Raw genomic sequence first — 25,839 nt, 5'->3', positions numbered from 1 at the left:
GCGTCCAGCTTTCGGTCGGAGCCGGGTGGTCAGGGCTGTGCGATCACGGCTGGGAGATGTTCTGCAGCTGCGCGCCGTCCACCCGCAGGGTGGCGCCGTTGACGTAGCTCGCCGGCCCGGAGACCAGGAACGCGATCACCGAGGCCAGCTCGTCCACCTCGCCCCAGCGGGCGCCCTCGCCGAAGCCGCGGTCGCGCAGGACCGCCCCGGCGGCGTCCTCGACCGGGAGGCCGTGCTGCTCCGCGTAGGCCTCGATCCTGCCCTGCCACACCTCGGACCGGGTGTAACCGGGGACCACACAGTTGACGGTGACACCGTGCGCGCGCAGGTCCTGGGCCTGGTAGGCGGTCAGCGCGATCATCGCCGCGTTGGTCACCGCCGTCACCGCGACCCCGGGCACCACCAGCGTGGCGGTGACGCCCGAGACGTTCACCACCCGGCCGCGCCCGGAGGCCACCAGCGCGTCCCTGGCGTGGCGGACCAGTCGCTCGGCGCCGACCGTCTTGATATCGAACCCCTCGTGCCAGGCGTGGTCGGGGATCTCGTGCAGCGGCCCGCCGGTGAAACGGCCGGCGTTGTTGACCACCACGTCGAGGCGACCCAGCTGGTCCAGCACGGCCCCGACCAGTGCTTTCACCTCGTCGTCGACGCTGACGTCGGCCCGGAACCAGGTCGCGCCGGCGCCGAGCCGGTCAGCCGCGTCGCGCCCGGCGGCGTCGTCCCGGCCGCAGATCGCCACCCGGGCGCCTTCGTCGATCAACCGCTGCGCCACCGCGAAGCCGATGCCCCGGCTGCCGCCGGTCACCAGCGCCACCCGGCCGTCCAACTCGAGATCCATAACCCGGTGCCTACCTCCTCCGCCCGCCGAGCACAAACCGGCCGGCCACACAGACCTGCCGCGGGTCACCACCGCCGCACCACAGGTCCCGGCCGCCGCACTGCCGGCTGCCCGAGCCGCCGCACCGGCACCGCCAGGTGCCCAACGAGGTGCCTGCTGTTACCGAGCTGCACAGGAGGCAGGTTTCCGGCGTAGAAAACCTGCACCGTGTGCAGCTCGGTAACACCCGGCCGCGCCGGGGCCCGGTACGCCGCGCCGGGGCCCGGTACGCCACGCCGACCCCGGTACGCCACGCCGACCCCGGTACGCCACGCCGGGCCCGGTACGCCACGCCGGGCCCGGTACGCCGCGCCGGTCAGGGGCCACGACCAGCGCGCGCCCGGCGACGCGCCGAGTCCGACCCGCACATGCATCGCCGACACAGAGCTGCCGCGGGCCGCACAGACCGTGCAGCCTCTGTGCGGTTGGCACTGGGCCTGTGCGCGCCCCACTACGCGCGCAGGGCGGCCTCGCAGAGACCGTCGAAGGTCAGCGTGCCGCGCTCGACCAGCAACGTCCTGCTGAGCCGCAGCATCGCGGCGCCGGCGACCTCGTAGGCGTCGTCGTCCAGCGTCTCCAGGTCACTGACCTTCGCCAACCCGATGGTCCGCCGGGCGGCCTCGCAACCGGCGAAGCCGAAGCTGTCCCGCAGGATCTCCGGCAGCCAACCGACCAGGTACGGGTCCGGATACTTCGCCGGCTCGCGGCGCAACGCCCACCGGTGCCAGCTCCGCGCGACGAACCGCTGCCAGCTGGACTCGACGGTGCCGAACAGGCTCCGGGCGCGGTCCGGCTCCCCCAGTGCCGCGGCGCGGACGCCGGCGAAGAGCATGTTCGACCACAGCAGCCCCAGGTCGAAGCCGACCGGGCCGTAGCAGGCGAACTCCGAGTCGAACGCCTTCACCGACAGCTCGGCACCGGTACCCCGGACGAACACGCTGCCGGTGTGCAGATCACCGTGCAGCAGCGCCTCCTGGGTGGTCAGGAACCGGCGCTTCATCGCCATCGCCGCCGCCAGCCAGCTCGCATCAGCCTGTAGCGCGGCCAACACCGGCTCCAGCGACGGGCGCACCGAGTTGCGCTCCGCGCCCAGGTACGGCTCGGTGAGGATGAGGTCCTCGGTGATCGCGCACAGCTCCGGGTTCGCCGCCGCCGCGGCCCGGCGCCGGAACTCCTCCTCGCCGACCGTCAGGAACGAGGTGCCGAACGCCACGTCGGCCACGTACTCGGCGAGCCGCTCGGCGATCTCGGCGTGCGGGCCGCCGTCGTTCAGCCGGTTGCGGAACACCTCGTGGTCGGACAGGTCCTCCAGTGCCAGTACGTGCCGCACCGCGTCGAAGTCGATCAGTCGGCAGACGTCGCCGGAGACGGCGGAATGGGCCTGGATCGCGCCGGCCTCCCGGGTGGCCCGCTCCTCGGTCATCGGCCAGTCCGGCCCGACCAGGCGCACGTACGGCAGCGCCTGCTTGAGCACCAGCCGCCGGCCGGCACCGTCGGCACAGCGGAAGACCAGGTTGAGGTTCCCGTCGCCCACCTCGGACACGCTCAGCGTCTCCGGGTCGACCAGCCCGCGCAGCGCCGCCCGCCCGGCGATGTAGCCGGGCACGGACGCCGTTGTCAGTACCGGTTCGGCCATCGGACTAGCCCGCTCGCCGGCGCCGGCGGCGCAGCGAGAACGACATCAGCAGTGCGAAGATCAATACCAGCCCCTTGATCAGGTCCTGCGTGTAGTAGGGCAGCCCGAGCTGGGTGAGCCCCTGCAGGATCAGTCCGATGAAGATCGCGCCGACCACGGTGCCGAGCGCGTTCGGCTTCTTGGCGCCGAGCACCGCGTACCCGACGAGCGTCATCGCCACCGCGTCCAGCAGCGCGGAGTCGCCGGCGGTGACGTCGCCCTGGCGCAGCCGCGAGGCCAGGATGATGCCGGCCACCGCGGCGAGCACCCCGGAGATCGCGTACGCGGCGAACTGGTAGCGGCGCACCCGGGCGCCGGCCAGCCGGGCCGCCTCGGCGTTGCCGCCGACCGCGTAGAACACCCGGCCGTAGCGGGTCCGCTCCAGGAACAGCCAGACCAGCACCGCGATCAGCACGAACAGGTACACCGACAGCGGCACCCCGAACACCTGGTTGCCGTCGATGCCGGTGAAGTCGCTCGTGAAGCGGCCGCGGACGGTGGTCCCGCTGGGCAGCGTCATGCCGGTGATCAGCGTCTGGCCGTCCACCAGCCAGCGTTTGAGCCCCTGGACGGTGAACATGGTGCCCAGCGTGGCGAGCAGCGGTGGCACGTTGAGCACCACGATCAGTCCGGCGTTCACGCAGCCCACCAGCGCGCCGGCCAACAGGCACGCCACGATCGCGCTCGGCCCGGTCAGCGCGAGCCGGATCATCACCACGGCGGCCACCGTCACCGAGAGCCCGGCCACCGCGCCGACGGACAGGTCCAGGTCGCCGACCACCGCGGTCAGCGTCATGCCCAGCGCCGCGACGGCGGCCACCGCCTGGGTCTGCAGGATCGACACCGCGTTGTCCAGGGTGGCGAACCCCGGGATGACGAACGAGAAGACGATCGCCACCACCAGGGCGACCAGCACCACGCCGTAGCGCACCACAAAATCCGTGACGGAGAACGCGGTGCGCTCCCCGACCGCCACCTGGGCCGTCATTCCGGGTCCTTTCCCGCGGCGGAACGTTCAGTCTCGAGGCGCTCGGGCAGCTCGGGCTCTCCGGGCTCGAGCAGGGTCGACCGGCGCTCGCTCATCGCCTCGATCACCCGGGTCCGGGAGGCGGCCGAACGGGTCAGGTCGGCGACCAGCTCGCCGCGGTTGAGCACCACGATCCGGTCGCCGACCTCGAGCGCCTCGTCCAGGTCGGAGGTAGCGACCAGCACGGCCGCCGAACTGCTCAGCGTGCGCACGGTCTCGCCGATGTCGTGCCGGGCGTTGATGTCCACGCCGCGGAACGGCTCATCCAGCAGCAGTACCCTCGGTGTGCCGAGCAGCCAGCGCCCGATGATCACCTTCTGCTGGTTGCCGCCGGACAGCGTCTCGATCGGGCTGGAGGCGTCGCGGGCGACCACGCCGATGTCGTCCATCATCGTCTGCGCGGCCCTGCGCTCGGACGGCGTGCGCATCAGGGTGCCCGCCGAGAACCGCGTCAGGAACGGCAGCGTCATCTGTGAGTACACCGGCCAACCCGGGATGATGGCCTGCTCGTGCCGCGACTCCGGCAGCAGGTAGACCCCGGCGCGGACCGCATCGCCGGGATGTCCGGGCGCGAATCCGCCGCCGTCCAGCTCGCGGTCGCCGGCGACGATCGCGCGGGCCCCGAACGCCCACTCCAGCAGCTCGGTCTTGCCGCTGCCGAGCAGGCCGAGCAGCACGGTGACCTGCCCCTGCCGCAGCCGCAGGTCGAACGGCGCGGAGTCGGCGAACACCCGCACGCCGCGCAGCGCCAGCACGTCCCGGCCGCCGGGCAGCTCCTCGTGGCCCAGCTCGGCAGGGGTCCGGTCGAACAGTGCCTTCAGTGCCGACGGCCAGTCGAACAGCCGCCCCTCCTCCCGGTGGAACTCACCGGTCATCGCACCGTCCCGCAGCACCCCGACGTGGTCGCAGAGCTGGTCGAACTCGGTCAGCTTGTGGGTCACGAACAGCACCGTCATCCCGCCGGCCACCAGCGACGCGACCAGCTCGAACAGCCGGTGGGTCTCGTCCGCCGAGAGCGCCGAGGTGGGCTCGTCCAGGATCAGGATCTCCGGTTTCCGCGACAGCGCCCTGGCCAGCACCAGCAGCTGCCGTTCGGACACGCCCAGCTCGCGCACCGGGGACCGCAGCACCGACCGGCTCAGCCGCATGCCGAGCGTGTCGGCCACCGCCAGCGCGTGCCGCTCGGTGCGCCGGCGGCTGAACCCGAACGGTGACGAGCCGTCGGTGAGGGTGTCCAGGGCCAGGTTCTCGGCCACCGTCATGTCCAGCACCACGCCGTCGTTCGGGTTCTGGTGCACGGTGCCCACGCCGAGGCGGTGCGCGGCGATCGGGTCCGGGAAGCTGACCTCGCGGCCACCCAGCAGGACCTGGCCGCCGTCCGGTGCCTCGGCCCCACTGAGGATCTTGATCAGGGTCGACTTGCCGGCGCCGTTGGCACCCATCAGGCCGTAGATCTCACCCTTCTCGACGCCGAAGCTGACCCCGCGCAGCACCCGGTTCGGACCGAAGCTCTTCGAGATGTCCCGCACCTCGAGCACCGTCTCCACGCCTCGACCGCCTCCCTCCGCTGGTCAGGGGTCGTGAGTGGCGAGTGGTCCCGGGGAACCACTCGCCACTCACGGGGCTACGAACCGGGCTGGATCTTCGGGATCCAGGTGGCGCCGAGGATGTTCGGCGTGTTCAGGTCGGGCAGCGCCCCGCGCAGGTCGTTCATATTGGTCACGTTGCGCTGGCGCAGCATGTCCTGGGTGATCAGCGCGGCCGGGATGGTGAGCTTCTCCGGCATGGTCACCCCGGAGGCGGCCCCGACGGCCGCGCGGGCCACGATGGCGCCCACGTTGGCCGGGTCGGTTGCGGCGGTGGCCCGCCACGGGCTGGCAGGCTCGGTCATCAGCTGGATGTCGGCGGTGGAGATGTCCACGCCGTACAGCTTGACCTTGTCCGACAGGTTGTCCTGGCGCAGCGCGATCAGGGTGCCCTTGGCCAGCTCGTCGTAGGCGGCGAAGGACAGGGTGGTGCCCGGGGCGGCCTTCAGCGCGGCGGCGCCCTCGGTGGCGGTGTCCGCCGCCACCGACTCGGTGTACTTGCCGAAGCGCGCGCTCTGCGTGAAGGTCGGGTTGGACTTGAGGAACTGCTGGTAGACAGCGTCCCGCGAATCCAGCGGCGCGATCCCGGAGACGTTGACGTAGGCGATCTTGCCGCCGCTCGGGCTGTCCTGCTTGAGGTAGTCGAGGATCTTGGTGGCGATCGAGGCGTCGTCCTGCGAGATGTACATGGCCTTGCAGTTGCTGATGTTCACGTCGTAGACGACGACCGGGATGCCCTTGCTGATCGCCTCGTCGATCTTGGGGTTGACCGAGTCGGCCAGCCCGTGGTCGACGATGATCACGTCTGGTTTCGCGGTGATCGCGTCGTTGAACTGCGCGACCTGCTTGGCGTTGTCGCCGCGCGCGTCGTAGACGTCGATCGTCCCGCCGGCCGCCTTGATCTGGCTGGCGGCTCCGTTGCCCCACTGCTCGAAGTAGTCGCCGACGCCGGACTGGCGGACCATGGCCACCTTGAAGGCGGGCTTCGCGGCGGACGGCTTCTCACCGGGCAGCGCGAAGTCGTTCTGCACCTTCCGGTCGCAGGGCTGCCCGGCGGCCTGCCCCGCGGCCTGACCACCGCCGCCGGAAGCCGGTGGCGCGGGCGCCTGCGAGCAGCCGACCAGCGCGATCGCGGCGGCGGCCACTACGCCGATCAAACGGAGCGCGGTGGATTTCATGCTTCCTCCTCGTTGAGGGACGGTCCGACGTTGACGGAGCGGCCAGCCGGAGTCTGGTGGGCGGTGAGGTCGACGACTCGCCGGTCGGTGACGATCGCGGTGATCAACGCGGCCGGGGTGACGTCGAACGCGGGGTTGCGGACCGGGGCGTCCGCCGGCGCGGTCGGCACGCCGCGGAAGGCCCGGACCTCGTCGGCGCCCCGGTCCTCGATCTCGATGTCCGCGCCGCTCGCGGTAGCGGTGTCCACCGTCGTCTCCGGGGCCACCACCAGGAACGGGACGCCCGCGTGCGCGGCGGCCAGTGCCAGGGCGAAGGTGCCGATCTTGTTCGCGGTATCGCCGTTCGCGGCGATCCGGTCGGCCCCCACCAGCACGGCGTCCACCCCGCCGCCGGCCATGATGCTCGCCGCCGCGGAGTCGACGATGAGCTCGTAGCGGGCGCCCATCCGGGACAGCTCCCAGGCGGTCAGCCGGGCCCCCTGCAGCAGCGGCCGGGTCTCGCAGACCAGCGCGCGGTCCAGCCGGTCCTCGCCGTGCAGCCGCTCGATGACGCTCAGCGCGGTCCCGTGCTCCACCGCGGCCAGCGCCCCGGTGTTGCAGATGGTCAGCACCCGCAGCCGGGGCCGGTCGGGCAACAGTCGGCTCAGCAGCTCGGCGCCGCGAGCGGCCATCGCCCGGCAGCCGGCGATGTCCTCGTCGCGCATGGCCAACGCGGCGTCCAGGGCCGCGGACCCACCCCCGCGCTGCGCCTGCGCCCAGGCCAGATCCACCCCGACGGCCAGGTTGGCGGCGGTGGGCCGGGCCGCGCGGAGCCGGTCGACGGCGGTGCGGACCTCGTCGGTGGGCAGCGTCTGGACCGCCAGTGCCACCCCCATCGCACCGGCCACGCCGAGCGCCGGCGCCCCTCGGACGGAGAGCCGCTGGATGGCGTCCACCAGCTGGTCGACGGTGCTGATCCGCAGCTCGGCGAACGTGTCCGGCAGCCGTGTCTGGTCGACCATCCGGATGTGCCCCGGCCCGGGACCGTCCGCCGGCACCCAGTCGATCGTGCGCATCCGCCCCCCTCCGCTCGCGGACCCGAATGGGCGCGCTGTAGCGCCCACGATCGGGTGACCCGGTCAACAAACTGAGGTTGTCGGACAACTGGTGTCCACGTCAAGATGGTTCTATGGCGACCACGGCGCGGCGGACCCTTGCCGACGACATCGTGCGGGCGCTGAAGGCGGAGATTCGGGACGGCGTCTACCCGCCCGGCACCCGGCTGCCAACCGAGGCCGCGCTGTGTGCGCGGTTCGGGGTCTCCCGGGCCACCGTGCGCGGCGCGGTCAAGGAGCTCGACGTGCTCGGCCTGGTGCGCACCCAGCACGGCGTCGGCACCTTCGCCGCGACCCGTCCGAGCGTGCGCGACGGACTGGAGCGGATGGGCTCGATCAGTGAGTCGATCAGCGCCAGCGGCAAGACCCCGGGCCACGAGTACGCCCGCCGCACCCTGCGCCAGGTGCTGCCCGACGAGGCCGAGCGGATGGGCGTGGCCCCGGACACCGAGGCGCTCGAGCTGCGCAGACGGATCACCGCGGACGGCGACGTGGTCGCGTACTCCTACGACCTGATCCCGCGGCGGCTGCTGCCGGAGCGGTTCGACCCCGAGGAGCTGAACGGCTCGGTGTTCGGCTACTTCGAGCACCGGCTGGGCATCCACCCCACGCTCGGGCTGGCCAGGGTGCACGCGGTGGAGTCCGCGCACATCGCCTGGGGCCGCGACGCCGCCAAGCACCGGCTGTTCATCCTGCTCGACCAGCTGCACTACGACGCGGCGCACCAGCTGCTGGCGTACTCGCGCACCTACTTCATCGAGGGCGCCTACGAGTTCGAGCTGATCCGGACCACCGAGTGATCGCCGGTGCCCGACGTACGTGTCGATACGCGGTGCCGTCGTCTGACAACTAGCTGGAACGGTGCTCGCGGCTGTCTTCCGAATGGCCGATGCCTCTGTCAGGCTCGGCCCCATGCGGGTGGTGTTTCGCAATCTCAACCACTGGGAGCAGGAGCACGACCTGGTGACCTGGCCGGACCGCGACGCGGTCGTCGAGCTGAAGTCCGGGGCCGAGGGCGAGTTCTACAAGGTGTCCGGGGTCAAGTGGGTGCTGACCGATGACGAGCGCCCGCCCTGCGTCGTGGTGGACCTGGTACCGGCGCGCTTCGGCCGGAGCATCTGACCCGGGCCGGTCGACCCCGCCGGTACGACGGATGCTCGGGCGCCGGGCCGACGGCGGCGGCTACGGGTGCGAGGGTGCCGGGTCCGCCGTGGGCAGCTCGAACGCCAGCTGGTCCGGGTAACACCAGAACCACTCCTCGCCGGGCTCGAACGAGCGCACGATGGGGTGTGCCGTGCCCCGGCTGTGCGCGGTGGCGTGCTTGGCCGGCGAGCTGTCGCAACACCCGACGTGCCCGCACGACTGGCACACCCGCAGGTGTACCCACCGGCCGCCGACCAGCAGGCAGTCGTGACAGCCGTCGTCGCTTGGCGAGACCGTTTCGATGCTGTCCAGGTGGCTGCAGGCCTCGCTCACTGGAACTCCCTGTTGTCGTCCGTCCGCCCGCCGCGGTCCTCGGGATGCCACGGTACCGGTCGACGGGCCCGCCGGCCCTGGGCCACACAGACCCCGTGCGCGCCGTACAGAGGCTGCAACGTCTGTGCGGCCCGGACGGGGTCTGTGCGAGCCACGCCCGGCGCGCGGCCCACCCGGCGCCCGGCGCGCGGCTAGTGCTGGTCGGTGGACAGGCCGGCCAGGCGGCGGTACTCGACCGCGTCGTGCGCGGAGAACACGGTGACCTCGGATCCGTGCGCGCCGACCAGCTCGCGCACCCGCCGCTGGTTGGCGAGCCGGTCCCGCCGGCCGGACTGCACCAGCGTCTCGAACACCCGCAGACCGGGCGGGCAGTGCGGCGTGAGCGGGTCGACCTCGCCGCGGTAGAAGTACGAGTCGCCGGCGTGCAGCAGCCAGCCGTCCCCGGTGTCGACCGCGACCCCGCAATGACCTCGGCTGTGCCCGGTGAGCGGCACCAGCGCGACGCCGCCCAGCCCGTCCAGCTCGCGGACGGCCCGAAAACCGAACCAGGGCTCCCCCGAGGTCCGGTACGGCCGGAACTTCGGTTGGTGCGCGAACTGTGGCACCCGGTACCGGCTCCGCTCGGCCTGTCCGTGTGGGGCCCGCATGGCGCTCAGCTCGTCGGCGTAGACGTGCACCGTGGCTTCGGGGAAGTCGGCCAGGCCGCCGGCGTGGTCCAGGTCCAGGTGGGTGAGCACGATGTGCCGGACGTCGGAGACGCGGTGACCGAGCCGCTCGACCTGGACCGCGGCAGCCTCCTCGCCGTCCAGCGTCGGCGCGCAGGCCAGCCGGAACTGGCGGCCGAGCCACTCGTCGGGGCGACTGGAACTCCGCGTCCCCACGCCCGTCTCGATCAGTACCAGTCCCGAGTCGGTCTCCAGCAACAGGCAGTGGCAGACCAGCTCGGCACGGCGGCGCCACCCCGGCCGACCGTCCAGCAGCGAGCCGCCCAGCGGGCGCATGGTTCCGCAGTTGAGGTGGTGTACGCGCATCAGTCCCGCTCCGCCGTCCGGGCTATCGGCGGGGCTTGGGCAGCAGGTGCGACCGGGTCTGCTTCTTCTCACCGAAGATCATCTCGGTGAGTGCCTCGTAGATCTCGTCAGGCTGGGGCATGTACTCGATCCGGTTCAGGCCCTGGATCTGACCGGCCGACTCCACGACCATCGTCCCGTAGCCGAGGGTGCGGCCGATGACGGTCTGCTGGAAGGTGAGGTCGGTGACCTTGCGCAGCGGCATCATCGCCACCCGGTGGGTGATGATGCCGGTGGACATCATCACCCGCTTGTCGGTGATCACGATCCGCTCGATCCACCAGTCCAGGACCAGGATGGTCAGCCGCAGGGTGACCACCAGCCCGGCGTACCAGGTCAGCGTGTCGATCACCTGGCTGGACGGCAGGTAGGCGTCCAGCGCCATGAGCAGTGCGATCGCCAGCGCCGACTCGAGGATGTCCTTGACCAACAGGGCCCAGTGCCCTCGGACCCGCAGGATCCGCCGTTCGGTGGGCAGGATGTAGTCGTCGATGTCCAGGGCGATCATCGTCAACACCTCACCGGCGGGCCGTGAACAGGACCGTTCGGCCCGTGGGAGCCAATCCCAGACTAGCTCTCCGGGACCACCGAACACTCTGCCACGATCGAGTAACGATCAGCGGGACCAGCGGGCGGACTCGCCGTCGGCGGTACCGATTTCCGCCCTCGCGGGCCCGCCCGGCGAGAATGACGCGCCCAGCTCAGCGCCGGCCCGACCCTGGTCCGGCGTGGTGCGGCGCCACTCGGCGCCGCTCGGCACCACAAATAGGACGACGTCGAATTAACCGTGCCGGAAATCGAAAGTCGCACTCCTCATAAACCATTCGCCGCCCATTGACAATGGCAGACCTTCTTCCCGGGACAAGGGGCGACACCACCGAGGGCGGTACCGCCGCGCGCTACGCCACGGACGCACCCGGAGGCGGCAGGAAGGCCGGCCGGGCGTCGGGGTCCGGCTCGTCGTAGTACTGGTGGAACACCGGGGTGAGCGCGCCGGACAGCGGTGGCACGATCCAGCTCCACTCGGTGGGGCAGGGCCGGCCGGCCTTGCGCTCGTTGTCCACGTGCACCAGGAACCGCTCGGACTCGGTGTGGTGGTCGGCCATCCTCACCCCGGACGCGTCGAACGAGTACTGCACCGCGCGCACCAGCTCGACCAGCGCACGGTCCCGCCACATCGTGCGCACCGAACTGGTGTCCAGGCCGAGTGCCTCGGCGACCGCCGGCAGCATGTCGTAGCGCTCCGCGTCGGCCAGGTTGCGCGCGCCGATCTCGGTGTTCAGGTACCACCCGTTGAACGGTGCCGCCGAGTACCGGACGCCGCCGATGATCAGCGGCATGTTGCTGATCGCCGGCACCGCGTGCCAGCGCAGCCGCAGGTCGGCGAACCACGAGTAGTCGGGATGGCGGATTGGCACCTCGAGCACCGCGTCCCGGGGGATCTCGAACAGCTCCGGTCGGGTACCCAGGCCGGAGATGAGCAGGGGCAACAGGTCGAACCGGCCGGACGGGGTCGGCGGCCGCCAACCCATCGCGGTGACCCGGTCGGTGAAGCCGGCGTTGCGCGGGTCGCCTTGCACTGTGCCGTCCGCGTTGCTGTATCCGGCGTAGCGGATCAGCTGCTCGTTGTGGATGCGGGGACCGGGCCGGCCGGGGCGGTCCGGGGCGAACACGGTGATCGTGGAGCGGATCTGGCCGCCCCGGGTGGTCAGCCGCAGGTGCTCGACGCACTCATCGGCCACCTCGGTCGGCGTCTTCAGGTGCCGGCGGTCGCGCACCCGCAGCCCGTGCCAGTACAGCCGTCCGATGCAGCGCGCCGAGTTGCGCCAGGCGACCCGGGCGCCGAACGTCAGCTCCTGCGGCGTGTGCTCGTAGCTACCGGTCTCGGCGATCTCCTGGCGGATCTCCCGCAGCCGTTGCTCGAAGGGCTCGAACGGGGCCGTCTCGGCGTAGAACTGCTCGAGAAACGTCTTCGCCTCGGCCGGGTCGACGGGCACGCAGACCGGCTCGGTGTCCGGCGATGCGATGCGCTGAGCGGGGGCGACGTGACCGTTGACGGGGCAACCGGAACGTGGTGGGCGATGCGTGTGGGTTTCCACCAGGTTCTTTACGAATGCGGTCAACAAGCGGGTCCTCCACTTTCGTCATCCCCGATCGTCAATCGTGGCGGTACCTTTCTACTCGGTTACCCTCAGTGCCGTTCCGGCAGTCCGCCCGTAACCAGAATTGCTTTGGGCTAAATGGCCTATTGCATTACTCCCATTTCTGTTAATTGCCTGGTAACGAGGTCGAGACCGGATCCGCGACACGGACGCCGGCACCCCGGAGGTCGGGCCTGCAGATACCAACGACCGTTGGCCAACAACCGTTGACATGCGATAACGGTCGGGCTACCGTGCACGGCAAGTTGCCAACGCTTGTTGACGAAAGGAAGGCTCCGCGATGGAGACCGATGTCGTGGTGGTCGGTGCCGGTCCGACCGGGCTGTTGCTGGCCGGTGACCTTGCCGAGGCCGGCGTACGGGTCACGCTCCTCGAGCGCCGCGAGCACGGTTCGAACGTGACCCGGGCGTTCGCGGTGCACGCCCGCACCATGGAGGAGCTGGAGATCCGCGGCCTCGCCGGCGAGTTGGCCAAGACCGGCACATCGATCCGGTCGCTCCGGCTGTTCGGCGGCGCGCAGGTCAGCCTCGCCGGGTTGCCGAGCGAGTTCAGCTCGCTGCTGATCACACCGCAGTACCAGACCGAACGGGTGCTGCGGGAGCGCGTCGACGCGCTCGGCGTGCCGGTCGTCCGAGGCTCGGAGGTCGTCGGAGTGACCCAGGACGGCACCGGGGTGGACATCACCGCACGGGCCGCGGACGGGACCGTGACCAGCTACCGGGCGCGCTACGCGGTCGGCACGGACGGGGTGAACAGCGCGGTGCGGACCGCACTGGGGCTGCCGTTCCCCGGCCGGTCGGTGATCAAGTCGATCATGCTAGCGGATGTCCGGCTCAGCACTCCCCCGGCGGACGTGCTCACGGTCAACGGGGTCGGTGACGGTTTCGCCTTCGTCGCGCCGTTCGGGGACGGCTGGTACCGCGTCTTCGCCTGGAACCGCCGGCACCAGGTGGACGACTCCGCGCCGCTCGAGCTGGCCGAGATCCGCGAGGTCACCCGCCGCGCACTGGGCTCCGACTTCGGCATGGGCGAGGCGCGCTGGCTGTCCCGGTTCCACAGCGACGAGCGCCAGGTGCCGCGCTACCGGGTGGGGCGGGTGTTCCTGGCCGGCGACGCCGCGCACTGCCATTCCCCGGCCGGCGGTCAGGGCATGAACACCGGCCTGCAGGACGCGGCCAACCTCGGCTGGAAGCTGGCCGCCGCCGTACGGGGTTGGGGCGACACCGAGCTGCTGGAGAGCTACCACACCGAGCGCCACCCGGTCGGCCGCGCGGTGCTGCGCAGCAGCGGGGTGCTCGTCCGGCTCGCGCTGATCAGGTCGTCGTGGGGCCGCGCGGTACGCAACGCGCTGGCCACGGCCATGCTGAAGCTGCCGCCGGTCCTTGCCGCGGCGGCGGGGACGATCTCCGCGATCAACGTCCGCTACCCGGCGCCCAGCGGTGCGGACCGGCGGGTGGGCATCCGGGTGCCGAACCTCGCGCTGCGCACCGGCCGGCTCTACGACGCACTGCACGGCGGCCGGTTCGTGCTCATCGGCGCGGGAGCCGCCATGGTGGCGTTGCCCCCGCAGGTGGACGCGGCGGAGCTGGCGCGGCCGGTGGACCGGCTGATGCTGGTGCGCCCGGACGGGTACCTCGGCTGGGTCGGCACCGCCGAGGAGTTCCCGGCCTGGGCACGGGACTACTTCCACAGCTGACCGCGGCTAGCACGGCCGCGGTCAGCACGCACGGCCGCGGCGGGTCGCGCGGTGGCCGGCACGGCGGGTCAGACCGCGGAGGGTCAGCACGGCCGCGGCGGGTCGGGCGGTGGCCGGCACGGCGGGTCCAGGCCGCGGCGGCCAGCACGGCCGGGCTGGTCAGACCGCGGCGGCCAGGTCGCCGGTCAGGTAGTGCTGAATGACCGGCGCCATCATCGAGGCCAGCGTGTCCGCGTCCATCGCCACCACCGGGGGCAGCTCCAGCACGTACCGGCACAACGCCACCCCGAGCACCTGGGTGGCCAGCATCGATGCCCGGCACGAGGCCTCGGGCCCGTCCCCGACCACCTGGCGGACCGCGCGCAGCACCTGGCCCCCGAACACCGCGCGCAGTTGCTCGACGGCCGCCGCGTTGGTCACCGCCGAGCGGAGCAGCAGCCGGATCAGCTCGTCGGACAGCTCGCCCTCCCACCGGGCCACGAAGTGCCGGGCCATCCGCTCGCCGAGCTCCTCGCGCGGCCAGTCCGAGGTGTCCGGGAACTGGAGATCCAGATCCACCGCCGCGGTGAACAGCCCGGCCTTGTTCGTGTAGTAGCGCATCACCATGGACGCGTCGACGCCCGCTTCCGCCGCCACCGCCCGGATCGTGGTGCCCTCGTAGCCCTTCTCGGCGAGCAACCGCCGCGCACCGGCCAGGATGGCCGCCCTGGTCGGCTCGGACCGTGCCGTGAACGCCATGCAACAAGTGTAGGCCAACGGCGTTGGCCCACACACGTTGGGAATCTTGTCCTGCCGGCTACCCCGACCGCGCCGGCGCGCCAGCTAAGGGGTGGCGCTGGCGGGGACCTGGGCGGGGGCGCTGTCCAGCCCGGTGGCGAAGTCGAGCACCAGCCGACCGCGGACCCCGCCCGCTTCGAGCAGCCGGTGGGCCTGCTCGGCCTCTGCGGCCGGCAGTATCCGAGCGACGCGCAGGGTGAGAATGCCCTGTTCGGCCTGGGCACGGAGCCGGTCCAGTGCGGCGGTGGCGGCGGCGGCTCGGCTGACCAGCACCGGGTGGACGGTGATCCCGCGCTCCGAAATCCCGCGAGTGCCGGAAGCGCCGGCGGTGCCGGAAGCGCCGGCGTTGCCGGAAGCGGGGGTCCAGCCACGCACCACGGCCAACCCACCGCCGTCCGCGATCGCCGGTAGCGCGAGCTCGTTGAGCAGGGCGCCGTCGGCGACTCCGGGCACGCCGCCCGGGACGAGCGCGCGGATACGGTCCGCGACATCCGCGCCACGGGCCACGACCTCGTCCGCCCCGAGCGTCCGCACCAGCTCCTCGTCGGCCGGCGCCGCGTCCGCGATCACCCGCAGTCCGTCGGCCTTGGCCAGCTGGATGGCGTAGCCGCCGAAGGCGCCGGCCGCCCCGGTGACGGCGAGGATCTGGCCGGGGCGCAGCGCCAGCGAATCCAGGGCGACCCGCGCGGTGAGGGCGTTCATCAACAGCGTCGAGGCGGCGGGGAAGTCCGCGCCGGCCGGAGCGGGCACCACCGACGCGGCGGGCACCACGACCTGCTCCGCGTAGGCACCGCCGTGCGGCCCGCTCGGCAGCACCAGCGCGACCACCCGCTGGCCGAGCTGAAGCCGCCCGTCCAGCTCGGGGCCGAGCTTGTCGACCACCCCGGCAGCGTCCATGCCGGGCCGGTAGGGCGGTGGCACCGCCGCGAGACGGGCCTGCTGCGCACCGGCACGCAGCAGCGTGTCGGTCGGGTTGACCGCCGCCGCGTGCACCCGGATCCGGACCTCACCGGGGCCGGGCTCAGGGTCGGGCAGCTCGACCACCCGCAGTTGTTCCGGTCCGCCGAACCGCCACACGCCCACAGCCTTCATACCTGCGGCGAACCCGGCACCACCGAGGCTTATTCCGGGCGGCCCGGCCATTCAGGCGGTCCGGGGACCCGCGCCGAGGACGGTGCGGCCAGGGCCGCGCGGATCCATCGAGTGTTGGCGGGGACGTAGGGAACCGGCTTGCGACCCGCCCGGATGTCGGCCGCGAGGTGCCCGGCCTCCAGGTAGGAGCAGTCGTTCACGCCTTCCCCGACGATCAGCTCCAGGTCTTCGTCCTCGCCGTACTCGTACGCCGCGATGTCATAAAAGTCCATCGCATCGTGCAGGGCCTTCCGGTCGCCGGTGCGCTCGAGCTCGGCGCGCAGCGCGGCCATTGCTTCCAGCACCGCGCGGCACGCGGCACGAACCGAATTCTCCGACATACCCACATGGTGCCCCGCCGGTCCGACAGTTCCGGGTCGGCCGTGACGAGCGTGATCATCAGTACTTGAGGGCTGTTTCGCGGCGCTGAAACAGCCCTCAAGTACTGATGATCATGAAGGAGAAGCCGCGGAGAGGGCCACCCAGTCGGCGGCCCCGTTCGACGCCGTGATCACCGAGCTCGGCCGAGTGGCCGACGCGGCAGCGGCCAGCCCGCCGCGCTGACAGCGCCGTGTTACAAAGTATGTTTGCCTACATATGAGTTAGGGTCAGGCTTCGGTCAGCGCCGGCAGCAGGATCTCCACGGTGCCCGCGCCGCCGTCCACCCGCAGGTAGTCGCCGGACCGGATCGCCCGGGTGCCGTTGCCGGTATTGATCACGCAGGGGACGCCCAGCTCGCGGGCCACGATGGCGCCGTGGCTGAGCGGGCCGCCGATGTCGATCACCACCGCCGAGGCGACCACGAAGTACGACGCCCAGCTCGGGTCGGTCGTCTTGCACACCAGGATCTCGCCGGGTTCCAGGTCGTTCTCCTCGGCGCTGTGCACCACCCTGGCCACCCCCTCGACCACGCCGGGGCTGACCGCCATCCCGGTCACCCTGGTCACCGCGGCTCCCGGGCCGGCGACCGGCTCGGCCAGCGGCTCGGGCTCGCCGACCCACTTGTCCGGCAGCCGCAGCGCGCGGTACTCCTCGAAGGTGGCCCGCCGCCGCGCCACCAGTTCGCCGACCCGGGCCGGCAGCCGCACCCCGGTGAGCTCCTCGACGGTCAGGAAGTACACCTCGCCGGGCTCGGTCAACTCTCCCCCGGCGACCAGTTCGGCCCCCAGGTAGCGCGCCGCGGCCCGACCGCCGTCGATGGTCTGCAGGAACGCCGCCTTGCCCACCTCGCGCAGCGGGATGTAGCGACGGGCCAGAGCGAGCCGCAGCCGGGCGCCGGCCCGCGCCGGGCCGGCCGTCCCGGCCAGCACCCGCGCCTCGGCGTCCTCCCGCTCCTGGCGCTGCCGCCGGGCCCGGTCGACCGGAGAGGCCGACTCCGGCAGCCCGGCGTACTGCTCGATCAGCCGGCGCACCGGTGCGTCGTCCTCCCGCCAGGACCGGCTGGAGAGCTCCGCCTCGGTCGGCGCGTGGTAACCGTGGTCGGCGAGGAACTCCGCCAGCGTCAGCTCGCCCCTGGCCGCCCGCCACAGCTCGCCCGCCGCCTGCGCCTCCTCGACATCGCCGTAGCCGGTGACCAGCGAGGTCTCCAGCCCCGGATGCCCGCTCGCGGTGGCCAGCGCGGCAACCTGGTCGTAGATGCCGGTACCGAGCAGCGTGCTGAACGCGTGCGGGCGCATGACCGCCTCGAACCGGGCCGCCGACTCGGCCAGCACCGCCCTGGCCCGCGCCGCGGTGGCGATCGCGCCGGGCGCGGTGACCGCGCGCCACCAGGCGTCCGTCTCGGCGCGCAACCGGTGCAGCCGACGCGGCAGCCGGACCACGGCGGCCGGCATCTTGGCCGCCACCACGGGGTACCGCCGCCGCGACGGATAGCTCGGCACCCCCGGGCGCACCGAGCCGAGCAGCTGCGCCTCCAGCGCCTCGCCGGAGGTCCCGGGCATCCGGTCCGCCATCCGGCGCAGGCAGTCCACATTCGCGGCGAACCGGCCGAACACGGCGGCGGAGAACCGGTCGTCGATCGACTCCGGCACCGTCACGGCGGATCCGGGCAGCACCCCCATGTCGTGGAAGGCGCCCTTCATGCCGCGCTCCAGCGGGTCGCGCCAGAACGTCCAACCCAGCGGGGTAGCCACCCCGGGGAAGTTCTCCGCCGTGTTCACCGTGGTCCAGGCGGTGGTCGGGCTCCCGACCTCGTGCAGCGGGTTACTCACCGGCGGTCCCCTTCACTCGGTCGCACCGAACCAGTACTCAGTCCAGGAGCTCGACAACACCGCGCGCACCGTCGACCCGGATCCGCTGACCGTCCCGGATCTGCCTGCTCCCGGTGCGGGTGCCGACGACGCAGGGGATGCCCAGCTCCCTGGCCACGATCGCGCCGTGGCTGAGCATCCCGCCCAGATCGGTCACCACACCGGAGGCGACCACGAACAGGGATATCCAGCTCGGGTCGGTGGCCTCGCAGACCAGCAGGTCGCCCTCGTCGAGCTCGGTCTTCTCCGGGTCGGCGACCACCCTGGCCCGGCCTTCCACCACACCGCCGCAGGCTCCGACACCGGTGAGCGTGGTACCGGCCGGTGCGGCCGGGCCGCCGGCCCCCGGCGCGGCGACCGCGATCGGCTCCGGCACGCCGCACCAGGCGTCCGGCAGCCGCTGGCCCTGCCGTTCCAGGTACACCGCGCGCCGGGCCGGGACCAGCGCGGCGGCCGGGCCCGGGTCGGCCGAACGCAGCTCGGCGTCGGTCAGGAAGAACACGTCGCCGACCTCGCTGAGCACGCCGGCCCCGACAAGTTGCCCGCCGAGTCGGCGCGCGGCCGCCCTGGCCACGTCGAACGTGATCAGGTAACCGGCCTTGCCCTGCTCGCGCAACGCCAGGTAACGCCCGGCGAGACGGACCAGCAGGCGGGCGGACGGGCGCCGCAACGCCGGCAGCGCGGCCGCAAGCTCACCGGATGCGCCGACCCCCTCGCCACGCTGCGCGGCGCTGCGTGGCCTCGGCGCCCTCGGGCTCGAGTCGCCCATCGCCCGGTAGTCGGCCAGCCGCGCGGCGAGCAGCTCCGGGTTCTCCCGCCAGGACACGCTGTCCAGCTGGCCCTCGCTCGGGCCGTGGTAGCCGTGCCGGTCCAGGAACTCGGTCTGCTCCAGCCGGCCGTGCGCCAGCTCCCACAGGTCGGCGGCCACCTCGTTCTCGTCCGAACCGACCCCGGAGAGCAGCCGGGCGGCCAACCCGGGCCCGCCGTGGCGCGCGGCCAGCCCGGTCAGCTTGTCCACCACGCCGTTGCCGACGAAGGTGGCCAGGAAGTGCAGCCGCATGATCTCCTGGAACTGCCGCTGGGCGACGCCGATCACCCGCAGGCAGCCGGCCCGGTCCAGCTCCGGCACCCCGCGCAGGGTCGCGGTGCGCCAGGTACGCAGCTCGGCGAAGCGGGCGTCGTGCCGGGCGCCGAGCCGGGCCACCACTCCCGGCGCCTTGACCGCGATGGCCGGGTAGCGGCGGTAGGAGTTGCGGTCCACGGTGCCCGGGCGGACGTAGCCGAACAGCTGCTGCTCGACGGCGGTGGCCGAGGTCCCCGGGGTCAGGTCGGCCAGCGCCCGGAACTGGTCCATGTTCGCGGCCGCCCGCCCGGCGAACACGCTCCAGAACTGCTGCTCCACCCGCGCCGGCACCCGCACCTGGGCGTCGGTGAACACGCCGATGTCGCGGAACGCCGAGCGCAGCGCCAGCTCCACCGGCGCGTGCATGAAGCTGAAGCCGAGCGGCGTGCACACCCCGGGGAACGCCTCCGCCACGTTGCCGGAGGTCCAGGACACGTCGGGGTCGCAGTCCGGGTGGTCCACCGGGTCGGCCGGCTCGGTCACCCCGCCCGTCTGGCTGGGGCCCGGGTCGGCCGGCTCGGTCACCAGTCTGAGGCCCGGGTCGACCGGCTCGACCGGGTCGACCGGCTCGGTCACTCGGCCCGCCCGGCCGCCGCCTCGTCCGCCCGGGACAGACCGGCCAGCCCGATCAGGTCTTCGTGCAGCTCGAACCACACCGTGTGATAGCTGTCGATCATCGGACGGGCCAGCCAGGTGTGCTCGCCGGCCTCGACCTTCGCCAGCGCGGCGCCGAACCGGGCCGGGTAGGGCTCGAGCCGGGGTGCCAGGCCGACCAAGGTGTCCACCAGCGGCGCGAACCCGGCGTGCAGCTCGGCCAGCCGGGTCACGATCTTCGCGTCGTACTCGGCATCGGTGTGGTCGTTCGGTGTGGTGCCGTCCTTGAGCTGCCAGTCGGTCACCAGCTGCTTGAACGCGGAGTTGTGCGCGTCGAACTCGTGGTAGGCGGCGGCCAGCGCGGCCTGGTCCACCGCGGTGCGCTCCCGGGCGAGCAGGTCTTCCAGGTGGGCCCGGCCCGGCTTGGTGAGCTTGAACCGGTCCCGCGCCTGCTCGCAGTGCCCGGCGGCGCCCAGCTCCGCGAGCACCGGTTCGAGCCGCTCCGCCGGCACCCCGGCAGCCGCGGCCACGTCCTGGGGGGTGGCGCGCCCCTTCAACCGCAGCGCCTGCAACACCCGAAGCTCGGTGGTCACCGTCGACCTCTCCTCGTCAAGGACCGTTGTGCCGCTGGATCAGCGACCGAATGTGCCTGGGAGCGCCTACAGCGGCGCCAGATTGCCGCACATTGTAGTGGCCCGACCACACTCGGTCAAACGTCGTTTGGTTTCAGCGGCCCGGCTCGGATCCGGCGGTCAGCAGCTCACCGCCGTCGATCGGCACCGTGATGCCGGTGAGGTAGCCGGCCCGGTCCGAGACCAGGAAGGCCACCAGGTCGGCGACCTCGTGGTCGGCGCCGATCCGACCCAGCGGGTTGAGCGGCAGCTCGTGCTTCTCGGTCCAGCGCAGGATCGGCTGCACCAGGTCGGTCTCCACCTTGCCGGGCGCCACGCCGACCACCCGGACACCGTCGCGGGCCCACTCCAGCGCGAGCACCCGGGTCAGCATGATCAGCGCCGATTTGCTGACGTTGTAGGCCACCAGACCCCGGGACGGGAAGTACGCCGCCGTGCTGGCGTTGTTGACGATCACCCCGCCGCCGTCACCCATCAGCTCCTTCGCGCGGCAGGCCAGGTACCAGGGCGCGGACAGGTTCAGCCCGAGGGTGTCGTCCCAGGCGTCCCAGCCCAGTCGCTCGGCCCGCTCCGCGACCGGCAGCACACCGGCGTTGTTGACCAGGATGTCCAGCCCACCGAACTCGTCGCCGACCCGCTCCGCCAGCGCGCGCAGCGACTCCCGGTCGGTGAGGTCGGCCCGGACCGGCACCGCCCGCACCCCGAGCCCGCTCAGCTCCTTGGCCAGCGCGCCGATGGCGTCCACACTCCGGGCGGCCAGCACGACGTCGACCCCCAGCTCGGCGAAGCGGCGGGCGATGGCCGCCCCGATGCCCCGGCTGGCCCCGGTGACCAGGGCCCGGCGCCCGGCGAGCGAACGGTCCTCGCTGTCCCGCATCGGCGGTCCTCTCACTCGGTGACACCGGTATGCAACCGAACAGCATATGGTTAAGCTCTGCCGGGTGGAACCCGCTGGGGTCACGGCCCCCGAGACGACAGCGCCCGAGACGACAGCGCCCGAGTCGGCAGCGCCCGAGGCAGCGACGTCCGAGGGAGCGAGGTCCGAGGCAGCAGCGCCCGAGGCAGCGACACCCGAGGCAGCGACGTCCGACGTGGAGGTCCGCACCGCGCCGGGGGTCCGCACGGTGCGACTGACGCGCCCGGCGAAGCGCAACGCGATCACCTCCGCGATGTACGCCGCACTGGCCGACGCGTTCACCAGCGCCGATGCGGACGACGACGTGCGGGTCGTGCTGCTCACCGGTTCCGGCGGCTCGTTCACCGCCGGCAACGACCTGGCCGACATGGCCGCCAACCCGCCGCTGGGCGACGACGCTCCCCCGCTGCGCTTCCTCGACGCGCTCGCCGCACTGCGCCCGGTGCTCGTGGCCGCGGTCGACGGGCCGGCGATCGGCGTCGGCACCACCGTGCTGCTGCACTGCGACCTGGTCTACGCCACCGCGCGCAGCATTTTCCGGCTCCCGTTCGTGAATCTGGGCCTGGTCCCGGAGGCGGCGTCCACCCTGTTGCTGCCCCGGCTCGTCGGCGCGCAGAAGGCGGCCGAGCTCACCCTGTTCGGCGAACCGTTCGACGCGGCCGAGGCGCACCGGCTGGGGCTGGTCACGGCGGTGACCGAGGACGGGGCCGCACTCGATGCCCTGGTCGAGGACCGGGTCCAGGCACTGGCCGGTAAGCCCGGCGTAGCACTGCGCGAGACCAAGCGGTTACTACGCAACGAGTCCGCGACCACTGTGGCGGCGCGGCTGGACCTGGACCGCCGGGTGATGCAGCAACTGATCGAAGATCAGCAGCGGGCGGGCGCGCGGCGCGCAAAGCCAGGGTGAAGCAAGCAATGCTTGGTATCGTGAGCGGAGGACTGGCTCGACGATGACCTCGAGACAACGGGGCCCGGGCCGAGGGGGACGCACGACCGTCGACGGTAAACCCGAGGGCGGGCGTCGCTAGAGAAGGGCACAAGCCGGTGGCGCGACCGAAAATTCCACTGATCTCGAAGCGCAAGGCGCTCGAGGTCGCACTGGACATCATCGACAACGAGGGCATCGAGTCGCTGAGCATCCGGCGGCTGGCCGAACGCCTCAAGGTCAATGGCGCATCGCTGTACCACCACTTCGAGAACAAGGAAGAAATCGTCGTCGGCGCCGCCAAGCTGGCGCTGGAGGAGGTGCGCACCCCGCAGACCCACGACGAGCCGTGGCGGGTCTGGATCCTGCGCAACGCGCGCCGGTTGCGGCAGGCGTTCCGGGAGCACCCCGACCTCGTCCCGGTGATGCTGCGCCGTCAGCCACTGGGCATCGGTGCAGCTCAGATGGATGCCACCGTGGCACTGCTCGAGGAGGAGAACGTGCCGACCGGCGCGATCGCCCCGATGCTGGAGGCCCTCGAGCTCTACGCGATCGGCAGCGCCCTGCACGAGAGCCGGGGCGACGCGCCCGGCGCGGACCACGACCCGACCAAGACCCCGCACCTGAGCCGGGCCTTCGAGCAGCGGGCGCTGACCGCCGACGAAATCTTCGACACGGTCTGCGAGAAGATCATCGATACCGTCATCATGACGGCCGTCGAGCGCGGCGGGTCCACCTCTCCCGGCGCGGCACGCAAGGCGGCGGACACCCGGGCCGAAGAGGCCAAAGCCACCGCCTGAGAACCTGGCCACGATCGGCCGCCGGCAGCGGAGACCGCGCCGGCGACCGGTCGCGTCCCCCGAGCGTCCCGTCGGTCGCGGGTGACCCAAGCGACACATTAGAATCAAACAAAGTTTGATAAACTTGCGCGACCCCGGTCTCGAGGCAAGGGCGGACCCCGATGGCGCGCGAGGCGTTCTGCTTCCTCTGTGAACAGTACGTGCTCACCCGATCCGACGGACAGTTCCGGGAACACAGCCCGAAAGACGCCCGAGGTAGCAACGTCGTCGCCATCCAGCGCTGCGCCGGCTCCGATCTGTCACCCGAGACGACCAGGGGCATCGCCGCACACGCCGCGCTGCGCGCCGGCCGGGCCGCATCGGCCGGCGACTGAACGGGACCGGTCCGTCACACCCATTAACCAAACGTTGAATGGTAAGCTTCGTATCCAGCGGACCACACGGATCGGAGCGACCGGGATGCCGGAGAACGCAGCGCCACGGCACGTCGAGCCACCCCACGCGGAACGGTCGAAGTACCGGCGCAGCCCGTACCTGGTCGTGTCCCGCGAGGCGTCGGTGCGCACGGACGTGTACGGGTCGATCGACGACCACGTGGTGCGGCAGGCCCAGTTGCTGCGCGGCGAGCACGACTCGGACACCGTGATCGTCGCGATGCACCCGGTCGGCTCGCCGGCGTACCTGCCGCTGTTCCCCGAACTCGCCCGCACCGGCCTGCATGTGATCGGCTGCGCGAACCGCTACTCACTCGGCGACTCCGCACTGCAGATGGAGAACGTGCTGCTCGACCTCGGCGAGTGCATCCGGGACGCCCGCGAGCGACTGGGTTACGAGAAGGTGGTGCTGGCCGGCTGGAGCGGCGGCGGCTCGCCGATGATGGGCTACCAGGCCGAGGCGGAGAAGCCGGCGATCACCCGCACGGCGGCCGGCGAGCCCACCCTGCTCGCCGACACCGAGCTGCCCGCCGCGGACGGCGTCCTACTGCTCGCCGCGCCGCGCAGCCGGCACCGGCTGCTCACCGACTTCCTGGACGCGTCGATCACCAACGAGCTCGAGCCGGACCGCGACCGGGACACCGAGTTCAACCTCTACGACCCCGCCAACCCGAACCAGGCGCCGTACTCGGCCGACTTCCTGGCCGCGTACCGCAACCGGCAGCGCGCCCGCTCCGCCCGGATCACCGAGTTCGCCCAGGCCACCCTGGCCGGGTTCGCCGCGGCCGGGCACCCGCACAACGAGCACGCGTTCGTGGTGCACGGCACCATGGCCGACCCGCGCTGGCTGGACCCGACCATCGAGCCGAACGGCCGCCGGCCGGGCTGGAGCTACCTCGGTGACCCGTCGGTTGCCAACACCAGCCCCGGCGCGCTGCTCCGGTTCACCACGGCGCGCAGCTGGCTGTCCCAGTGGAGCCTGGACACCGCCCAGGTGGACGCCGGCGACGCCGCGCCGAGGGTGTCCAAGCCGGTGCTCGTCCTGATGAACGGCCGCGACGACGCGGTGCCGCGCAGCCACCCCACCCAGGTCTTCGAGGCGATCCCGCACAGCGACAAGGAGCTCGTCGAGCTACCCGAGGCCAACCACTACTTCAGCGGCTCGGACCAGAAGTCGCACCTGAGGACGGCCGCCGACCTGGTGCACGACTGGATGCGCCGGCACGGGTTCGCCACCGGGTAGCGGCCGAGGCCACCCCCATCGCCGCACGCCAGACATAGATTAACCAAACGTTGTTTGATATTCTCTCCGTGAGCACCTGAAGCCCGGGAGGCAGCACGATGAAGCTGAGTCTGATGACTCTGGGGGATCTGGTCACCGACCCGGTGACCGGAACCCGCGAGACGCCGGCCGAGCGCCACCGCGCGATCGTCGAGGCCGCCGCCGTCGCCGACGGGGTGGGATTCCACGGCGTGCACATCGGCGAGCACCACGGCCTGGAGTACCTCTTCTCGGCCCCGCCGGTGATCCTCTCCGCTATCAGTGAGCGCACCCGGCGGCTGCGGCTGTCCACGGCGGTCACCCTGGCCGCCAACCTGGACCCGGTGCGCGCCGCCGAGGACTACGCCACGGTCGACGTGCTGTCCGGCGGCCGCTGCGAGGTCGTGGTGGGCCGGGGCAACTTCTTCGTGTCCACCTACTCGCTGTTCGGCCAGGACATCGAGGACTCGCACGAGCTGTTCCGCGACAACGTGGAGCTGCTGGTCCAGCTGTGGAGCGGCAAGGAGATCAACTGGCCCGGCTCGGCACACCGGGCGGCCATCGAGGGGTTCGTGCTGCAGCCGCCGCCGGTCGGGGGGCTGCCGCTGTGGATCGGCGGCGGGGCCTCGGAGTCCACCGCCGAGCTGGCCGCCCGGCTGGGCCTGGACCTGATGCTGCCCAGCGCGTTCGGCAACCCGGAGATGTTCAGGTCCGTGGTCGACACCTACCGCGAGCGGTTCGCCTCCTACGGGCATCCGCGCCGGCCCAGGGTCGGCGCCTGCTGGCACGTCAACGTGGCCGAGACCAGCCAGGCCGCGCGGGACCGTTGGGAGCCCCGCTACCGCGCCTACTTCGAGCTGATGAAGGAGATCATCCCCCGGGTCAACCCCGATCCGCCGGCCTTCATCAGGAAGCCGTTCGACTTCGACTTCCTGACCAGCCGGGGGCCCGCGCTGGTGGGCAGCCCGGACGAGGTGGCGGACCGGCTCAACTCCTCGGCGGAGATGCTCAGCGCGGACACCAACCTGATCTACATCGACATGGGTGGCCAGCCGGCCGGCGAGTTCCGTGACATGGTCGACCTGATCGGTTCACGGGTCATCCCCCAGCTGGACTGAGCGCCGCCCTTCCGAGCTCGCTCAGACCTGGTACCCGT

General features: G+C 71.9%; 26 protein-coding genes. 8 read left to right on the top strand and 18 right to left on the bottom strand.

Annotated elements, in window-relative coordinates:
* Positions 1 to 43: 43 nt before the first annotated feature.
* The 7 genes from ACTXG6_RS15580 to mtnA form a co-directional block, all read right to left on the bottom strand.
* The gene (locus tag ACTXG6_RS15580) at positions 44 to 838 is read right to left on the bottom strand and encodes an SDR family NAD(P)-dependent oxidoreductase (RefSeq protein ID WP_445188517.1); all 795 of its coding nucleotides are present in this window, start codon (positions 836 to 838) and stop codon (positions 44 to 46) included.
* Positions 839 to 903: 65 nt separating this feature from the next.
* A complete protein-coding gene (locus ACTXG6_RS15575) occupies positions 904 to 1,251 on the bottom strand; it encodes a hypothetical protein (RefSeq protein WP_445188516.1) in 348 nt (115 codons plus the stop codon).
* Positions 1,252 to 1,328: 77 nt separating this feature from the next.
* A complete protein-coding gene (gene mtnK, locus ACTXG6_RS15570; RefSeq protein WP_445188515.1) occupies positions 1,329 to 2,513 on the bottom strand; it encodes an S-methyl-5-thioribose kinase in 1,185 nt (394 codons plus the stop codon).
* 4 nt (positions 2,514 to 2,517) lie between these two features.
* Entirely contained in the window at positions 2,518 to 3,540 is a 1,023-nt protein-coding gene (locus ACTXG6_RS15565) for an ABC transporter permease (RefSeq protein ID WP_445188514.1), read from the bottom strand.
* The gene (locus ACTXG6_RS15560) at positions 3,537 to 5,126 is read right to left on the bottom strand and encodes a sugar ABC transporter ATP-binding protein (RefSeq protein WP_445188513.1); all 1,590 of its coding nucleotides are present in this window, start codon (positions 5,124 to 5,126) and stop codon (positions 3,537 to 3,539) included. The genes ACTXG6_RS15565 and ACTXG6_RS15560 overlap by 4 nt, the downstream gene beginning before the upstream one ends.
* A 77-nt stretch (positions 5,127 to 5,203) precedes the next feature.
* Positions 5,204 to 6,343 carry a sugar ABC transporter substrate-binding protein gene (locus ACTXG6_RS15555; protein ID WP_445188512.1) on the bottom strand — a complete coding sequence of 380 codons (1,140 nt, stop codon included), beginning with the start codon at positions 6,341 to 6,343 and terminating at the stop codon, positions 5,204 to 5,206.
* Positions 6,340 to 7,398 (bottom strand): S-methyl-5-thioribose-1-phosphate isomerase, encoded by a 1,059-nt coding sequence (gene mtnA, locus ACTXG6_RS15550; protein WP_445188511.1) that lies wholly within the window; start codon positions 7,396 to 7,398, stop codon positions 6,340 to 6,342. Before mtnA ends, ACTXG6_RS15555 begins: the two co-directional genes overlap by 4 nt.
* Positions 7,399 to 7,511: 113 nt before the next feature.
* On the opposite strand from mtnA, the gene ACTXG6_RS15545 reads away from it, so the two are divergent.
* Together ACTXG6_RS15545 and ACTXG6_RS15540 are read left to right on the top strand one after the other, a co-directional pair.
* Positions 7,512 to 8,237: a GntR family transcriptional regulator gene (locus ACTXG6_RS15545; RefSeq protein WP_445188510.1), complete on the top strand. Its 726-nt coding sequence runs from the start codon at positions 7,512 to 7,514 to the stop codon at positions 8,235 to 8,237.
* A gap of 112 nt (positions 8,238 to 8,349) precedes the next feature.
* Complete coding sequence (locus tag ACTXG6_RS15540) at positions 8,350 to 8,559, top strand: hypothetical protein (protein ID WP_445188509.1); 210 nt, start codon at positions 8,350 to 8,352, stop codon at positions 8,557 to 8,559.
* Positions 8,560 to 8,619: 60 nt separating this feature from the next.
* On the opposite strand, the gene ACTXG6_RS15535 is transcribed toward ACTXG6_RS15540, so the two are convergent.
* The 4 genes from ACTXG6_RS15535 to ACTXG6_RS15520 form a co-directional block, all read right to left on the bottom strand.
* The gene (locus tag ACTXG6_RS15535) at positions 8,620 to 8,913 is read right to left on the bottom strand and encodes a UBP-type zinc finger domain-containing protein (RefSeq protein WP_445188508.1); all 294 of its coding nucleotides are present in this window, start codon (positions 8,911 to 8,913) and stop codon (positions 8,620 to 8,622) included.
* A 191-nt stretch (positions 8,914 to 9,104) separates the two neighbouring features.
* Positions 9,105 to 9,944 (bottom strand): MBL fold metallo-hydrolase, encoded by an 840-nt coding sequence (locus tag ACTXG6_RS15530; protein WP_445188507.1) that lies wholly within the window; start codon positions 9,942 to 9,944, stop codon positions 9,105 to 9,107.
* A 22-nt stretch (positions 9,945 to 9,966) separates the two neighbouring features.
* Positions 9,967 to 10,491 carry a PH domain-containing protein gene (locus ACTXG6_RS15525; protein WP_445188506.1) on the bottom strand — a complete coding sequence of 175 codons (525 nt, stop codon included), beginning with the start codon at positions 10,489 to 10,491 and terminating at the stop codon, positions 9,967 to 9,969.
* A gap of 391 nt (positions 10,492 to 10,882) precedes the next feature.
* Positions 10,883 to 12,106, bottom strand: a complete 1,224-nt coding sequence (locus tag ACTXG6_RS15520) for a nitric oxide synthase oxygenase (RefSeq protein ID WP_445188505.1) — start codon at positions 12,104 to 12,106, stop codon at positions 10,883 to 10,885.
* Between the two features lie 319 nt (positions 12,107 to 12,425).
* On the opposite strand from ACTXG6_RS15520, the gene ACTXG6_RS15515 reads away from it, so the two are divergent.
* Complete coding sequence (locus tag ACTXG6_RS15515; protein ID WP_445188504.1) at positions 12,426 to 13,841, top strand: FAD-dependent oxidoreductase; 1,416 nt, start codon at positions 12,426 to 12,428, stop codon at positions 13,839 to 13,841.
* A gap of 159 nt (positions 13,842 to 14,000) precedes the next feature.
* Here ACTXG6_RS15515 and ACTXG6_RS15510 read toward each other — a convergent pair whose 3' ends face one another.
* From ACTXG6_RS15510 to ACTXG6_RS15480, 7 genes are all read right to left on the bottom strand, one after another.
* On the bottom strand, positions 14,001 to 14,579 hold the full coding sequence (locus ACTXG6_RS15510; RefSeq protein ID WP_445188503.1) for a TetR/AcrR family transcriptional regulator: 579 nt from the start codon (positions 14,577 to 14,579) through the stop codon (positions 14,001 to 14,003).
* Between the two features lie 84 nt (positions 14,580 to 14,663).
* Entirely contained in the window at positions 14,664 to 15,710 is a 1,047-nt protein-coding gene (locus tag ACTXG6_RS15505; RefSeq protein WP_445188502.1) for an NADP-dependent oxidoreductase, read from the bottom strand.
* A 29-nt stretch (positions 15,711 to 15,739) separates the two neighbouring features.
* On the bottom strand, positions 15,740 to 16,090 hold the full coding sequence (locus ACTXG6_RS15500) for a hypothetical protein (protein WP_445188501.1): 351 nt from the start codon (positions 16,088 to 16,090) through the stop codon (positions 15,740 to 15,742).
* A gap of 267 nt (positions 16,091 to 16,357) precedes the next feature.
* Entirely contained in the window at positions 16,358 to 17,959 is a 1,602-nt protein-coding gene (locus ACTXG6_RS15495) for a PEP-utilizing enzyme (RefSeq protein WP_445188500.1), read from the bottom strand.
* Between the two features lie 37 nt (positions 17,960 to 17,996).
* On the bottom strand, positions 17,997 to 19,697 hold the full coding sequence (locus ACTXG6_RS15490) for a PEP-utilizing enzyme (protein WP_445188499.1): 1,701 nt from the start codon (positions 19,695 to 19,697) through the stop codon (positions 17,997 to 17,999).
* Positions 19,694 to 20,308 carry a hypothetical protein gene (locus tag ACTXG6_RS15485; protein WP_445188498.1) on the bottom strand — a complete coding sequence of 205 codons (615 nt, stop codon included), beginning with the start codon at positions 20,306 to 20,308 and terminating at the stop codon, positions 19,694 to 19,696. The genes ACTXG6_RS15490 and ACTXG6_RS15485 overlap by 4 nt, the downstream gene beginning before the upstream one ends.
* A gap of 133 nt (positions 20,309 to 20,441) precedes the next feature.
* Complete coding sequence (locus ACTXG6_RS15480) at positions 20,442 to 21,224, bottom strand: SDR family NAD(P)-dependent oxidoreductase (RefSeq protein ID WP_445188497.1); 783 nt, start codon at positions 21,222 to 21,224, stop codon at positions 20,442 to 20,444.
* A 214-nt stretch (positions 21,225 to 21,438) separates the two neighbouring features.
* Between ACTXG6_RS15480 and ACTXG6_RS15475 the strand changes: the two genes are divergently transcribed.
* The 5 genes from ACTXG6_RS15475 to ACTXG6_RS15455 all read left to right on the top strand — a co-directional run bounded on the left by ACTXG6_RS15475 (position 21,439) and on the right by ACTXG6_RS15455 (position 25,801).
* Positions 21,439 to 22,170 carry an enoyl-CoA hydratase-related protein gene (locus ACTXG6_RS15475; RefSeq protein ID WP_445188496.1) on the top strand — a complete coding sequence of 244 codons (732 nt, stop codon included), beginning with the start codon at positions 21,439 to 21,441 and terminating at the stop codon, positions 22,168 to 22,170.
* A 137-nt stretch (positions 22,171 to 22,307) separates the two neighbouring features.
* Positions 22,308 to 22,988 (top strand): TetR/AcrR family transcriptional regulator, encoded by a 681-nt coding sequence (locus ACTXG6_RS15470; protein ID WP_445188495.1) that lies wholly within the window; start codon positions 22,308 to 22,310, stop codon positions 22,986 to 22,988.
* Positions 22,989 to 23,149: 161 nt separating this feature from the next.
* Positions 23,150 to 23,362: a hypothetical protein gene (locus ACTXG6_RS15465; RefSeq protein WP_445188494.1), complete on the top strand. Its 213-nt coding sequence runs from the start codon at positions 23,150 to 23,152 to the stop codon at positions 23,360 to 23,362.
* 85 nt (positions 23,363 to 23,447) lie between these two features.
* Complete coding sequence (locus ACTXG6_RS15460) at positions 23,448 to 24,665, top strand: hypothetical protein (RefSeq protein ID WP_445188493.1); 1,218 nt, start codon at positions 23,448 to 23,450, stop codon at positions 24,663 to 24,665.
* Between the two features lie 113 nt (positions 24,666 to 24,778).
* On the top strand, positions 24,779 to 25,801 hold the full coding sequence (locus ACTXG6_RS15455; RefSeq protein ID WP_445188492.1) for an LLM class flavin-dependent oxidoreductase: 1,023 nt from the start codon (positions 24,779 to 24,781) through the stop codon (positions 25,799 to 25,801).
* Positions 25,802 to 25,839: the final 38 nt, after the last annotated feature.

This window comes from Pseudonocardia sp. Cha107L01 (assembly GCF_052566575.1).
Note: the sequence above shows the minus strand (reverse complement) of the source record. Positions and strands in the feature narration are given on the sequence as shown.

Excerpts from the sequence above, each read along its gene's own strand:
- ACTXG6_RS15580 (WP_445188517.1), bottom strand. The coding sequence starts at position 838 with ATGGATCTCGAGTTGGACGGCCGGGTGGCGCTGGTGACCGGCGGCAGC.
- ACTXG6_RS15575 (WP_445188516.1), bottom strand. The coding sequence starts at position 1,251 with ATGCATGTGCGGGTCGGACTCGGCGCGTCGCCGGGCGCGCGCTGGTCG.
- mtnK (WP_445188515.1), bottom strand. The coding sequence starts at position 2,513 with ATGGCCGAACCGGTACTGACAACGGCGTCCGTGCCCGGCTACATCGCC.
- ACTXG6_RS15565 (WP_445188514.1), bottom strand. The coding sequence starts at position 3,540 with ATGACGGCCCAGGTGGCGGTCGGGGAGCGCACCGCGTTCTCCGTCACG.
- ACTXG6_RS15555 (WP_445188512.1), bottom strand. The coding sequence starts at position 6,343 with ATGAAATCCACCGCGCTCCGTTTGATCGGCGTAGTGGCCGCCGCCGCG.
- mtnA (WP_445188511.1), bottom strand. The coding sequence starts at position 7,398 with ATGCGCACGATCGACTGGGTGCCGGCGGACGGTCCCGGGCCGGGGCAC.
- ACTXG6_RS15545 (WP_445188510.1), top strand. The coding sequence starts at position 7,512 with ATGGCGACCACGGCGCGGCGGACCCTTGCCGACGACATCGTGCGGGCG.
- ACTXG6_RS15540 (WP_445188509.1), top strand. The coding sequence starts at position 8,350 with ATGCGGGTGGTGTTTCGCAATCTCAACCACTGGGAGCAGGAGCACGAC.
- ACTXG6_RS15530 (WP_445188507.1), bottom strand. The coding sequence starts at position 9,944 with ATGCGCGTACACCACCTCAACTGCGGAACCATGCGCCCGCTGGGCGGC.
- ACTXG6_RS15525 (WP_445188506.1), bottom strand. The coding sequence starts at position 10,491 with ATGATCGCCCTGGACATCGACGACTACATCCTGCCCACCGAACGGCGG.
- ACTXG6_RS15515 (WP_445188504.1), top strand. The coding sequence starts at position 12,426 with ATGGAGACCGATGTCGTGGTGGTCGGTGCCGGTCCGACCGGGCTGTTG.
- ACTXG6_RS15510 (WP_445188503.1), bottom strand. The coding sequence starts at position 14,579 with ATGGCGTTCACGGCACGGTCCGAGCCGACCAGGGCGGCCATCCTGGCC.
- ACTXG6_RS15505 (WP_445188502.1), bottom strand. The coding sequence starts at position 15,710 with ATGAAGGCTGTGGGCGTGTGGCGGTTCGGCGGACCGGAACAACTGCGG.
- ACTXG6_RS15500 (WP_445188501.1), bottom strand. The coding sequence starts at position 16,090 with ATGTCGGAGAATTCGGTTCGTGCCGCGTGCCGCGCGGTGCTGGAAGCA.
- ACTXG6_RS15480 (WP_445188497.1), bottom strand. The coding sequence starts at position 21,224 with ATGCGGGACAGCGAGGACCGTTCGCTCGCCGGGCGCCGGGCCCTGGTC.
- ACTXG6_RS15465 (WP_445188494.1), top strand. The coding sequence starts at position 23,150 with ATGGCGCGCGAGGCGTTCTGCTTCCTCTGTGAACAGTACGTGCTCACC.
- ACTXG6_RS15460 (WP_445188493.1), top strand. The coding sequence starts at position 23,448 with ATGCCGGAGAACGCAGCGCCACGGCACGTCGAGCCACCCCACGCGGAA.
- ACTXG6_RS15455 (WP_445188492.1), top strand. The coding sequence starts at position 24,779 with ATGACTCTGGGGGATCTGGTCACCGACCCGGTGACCGGAACCCGCGAG.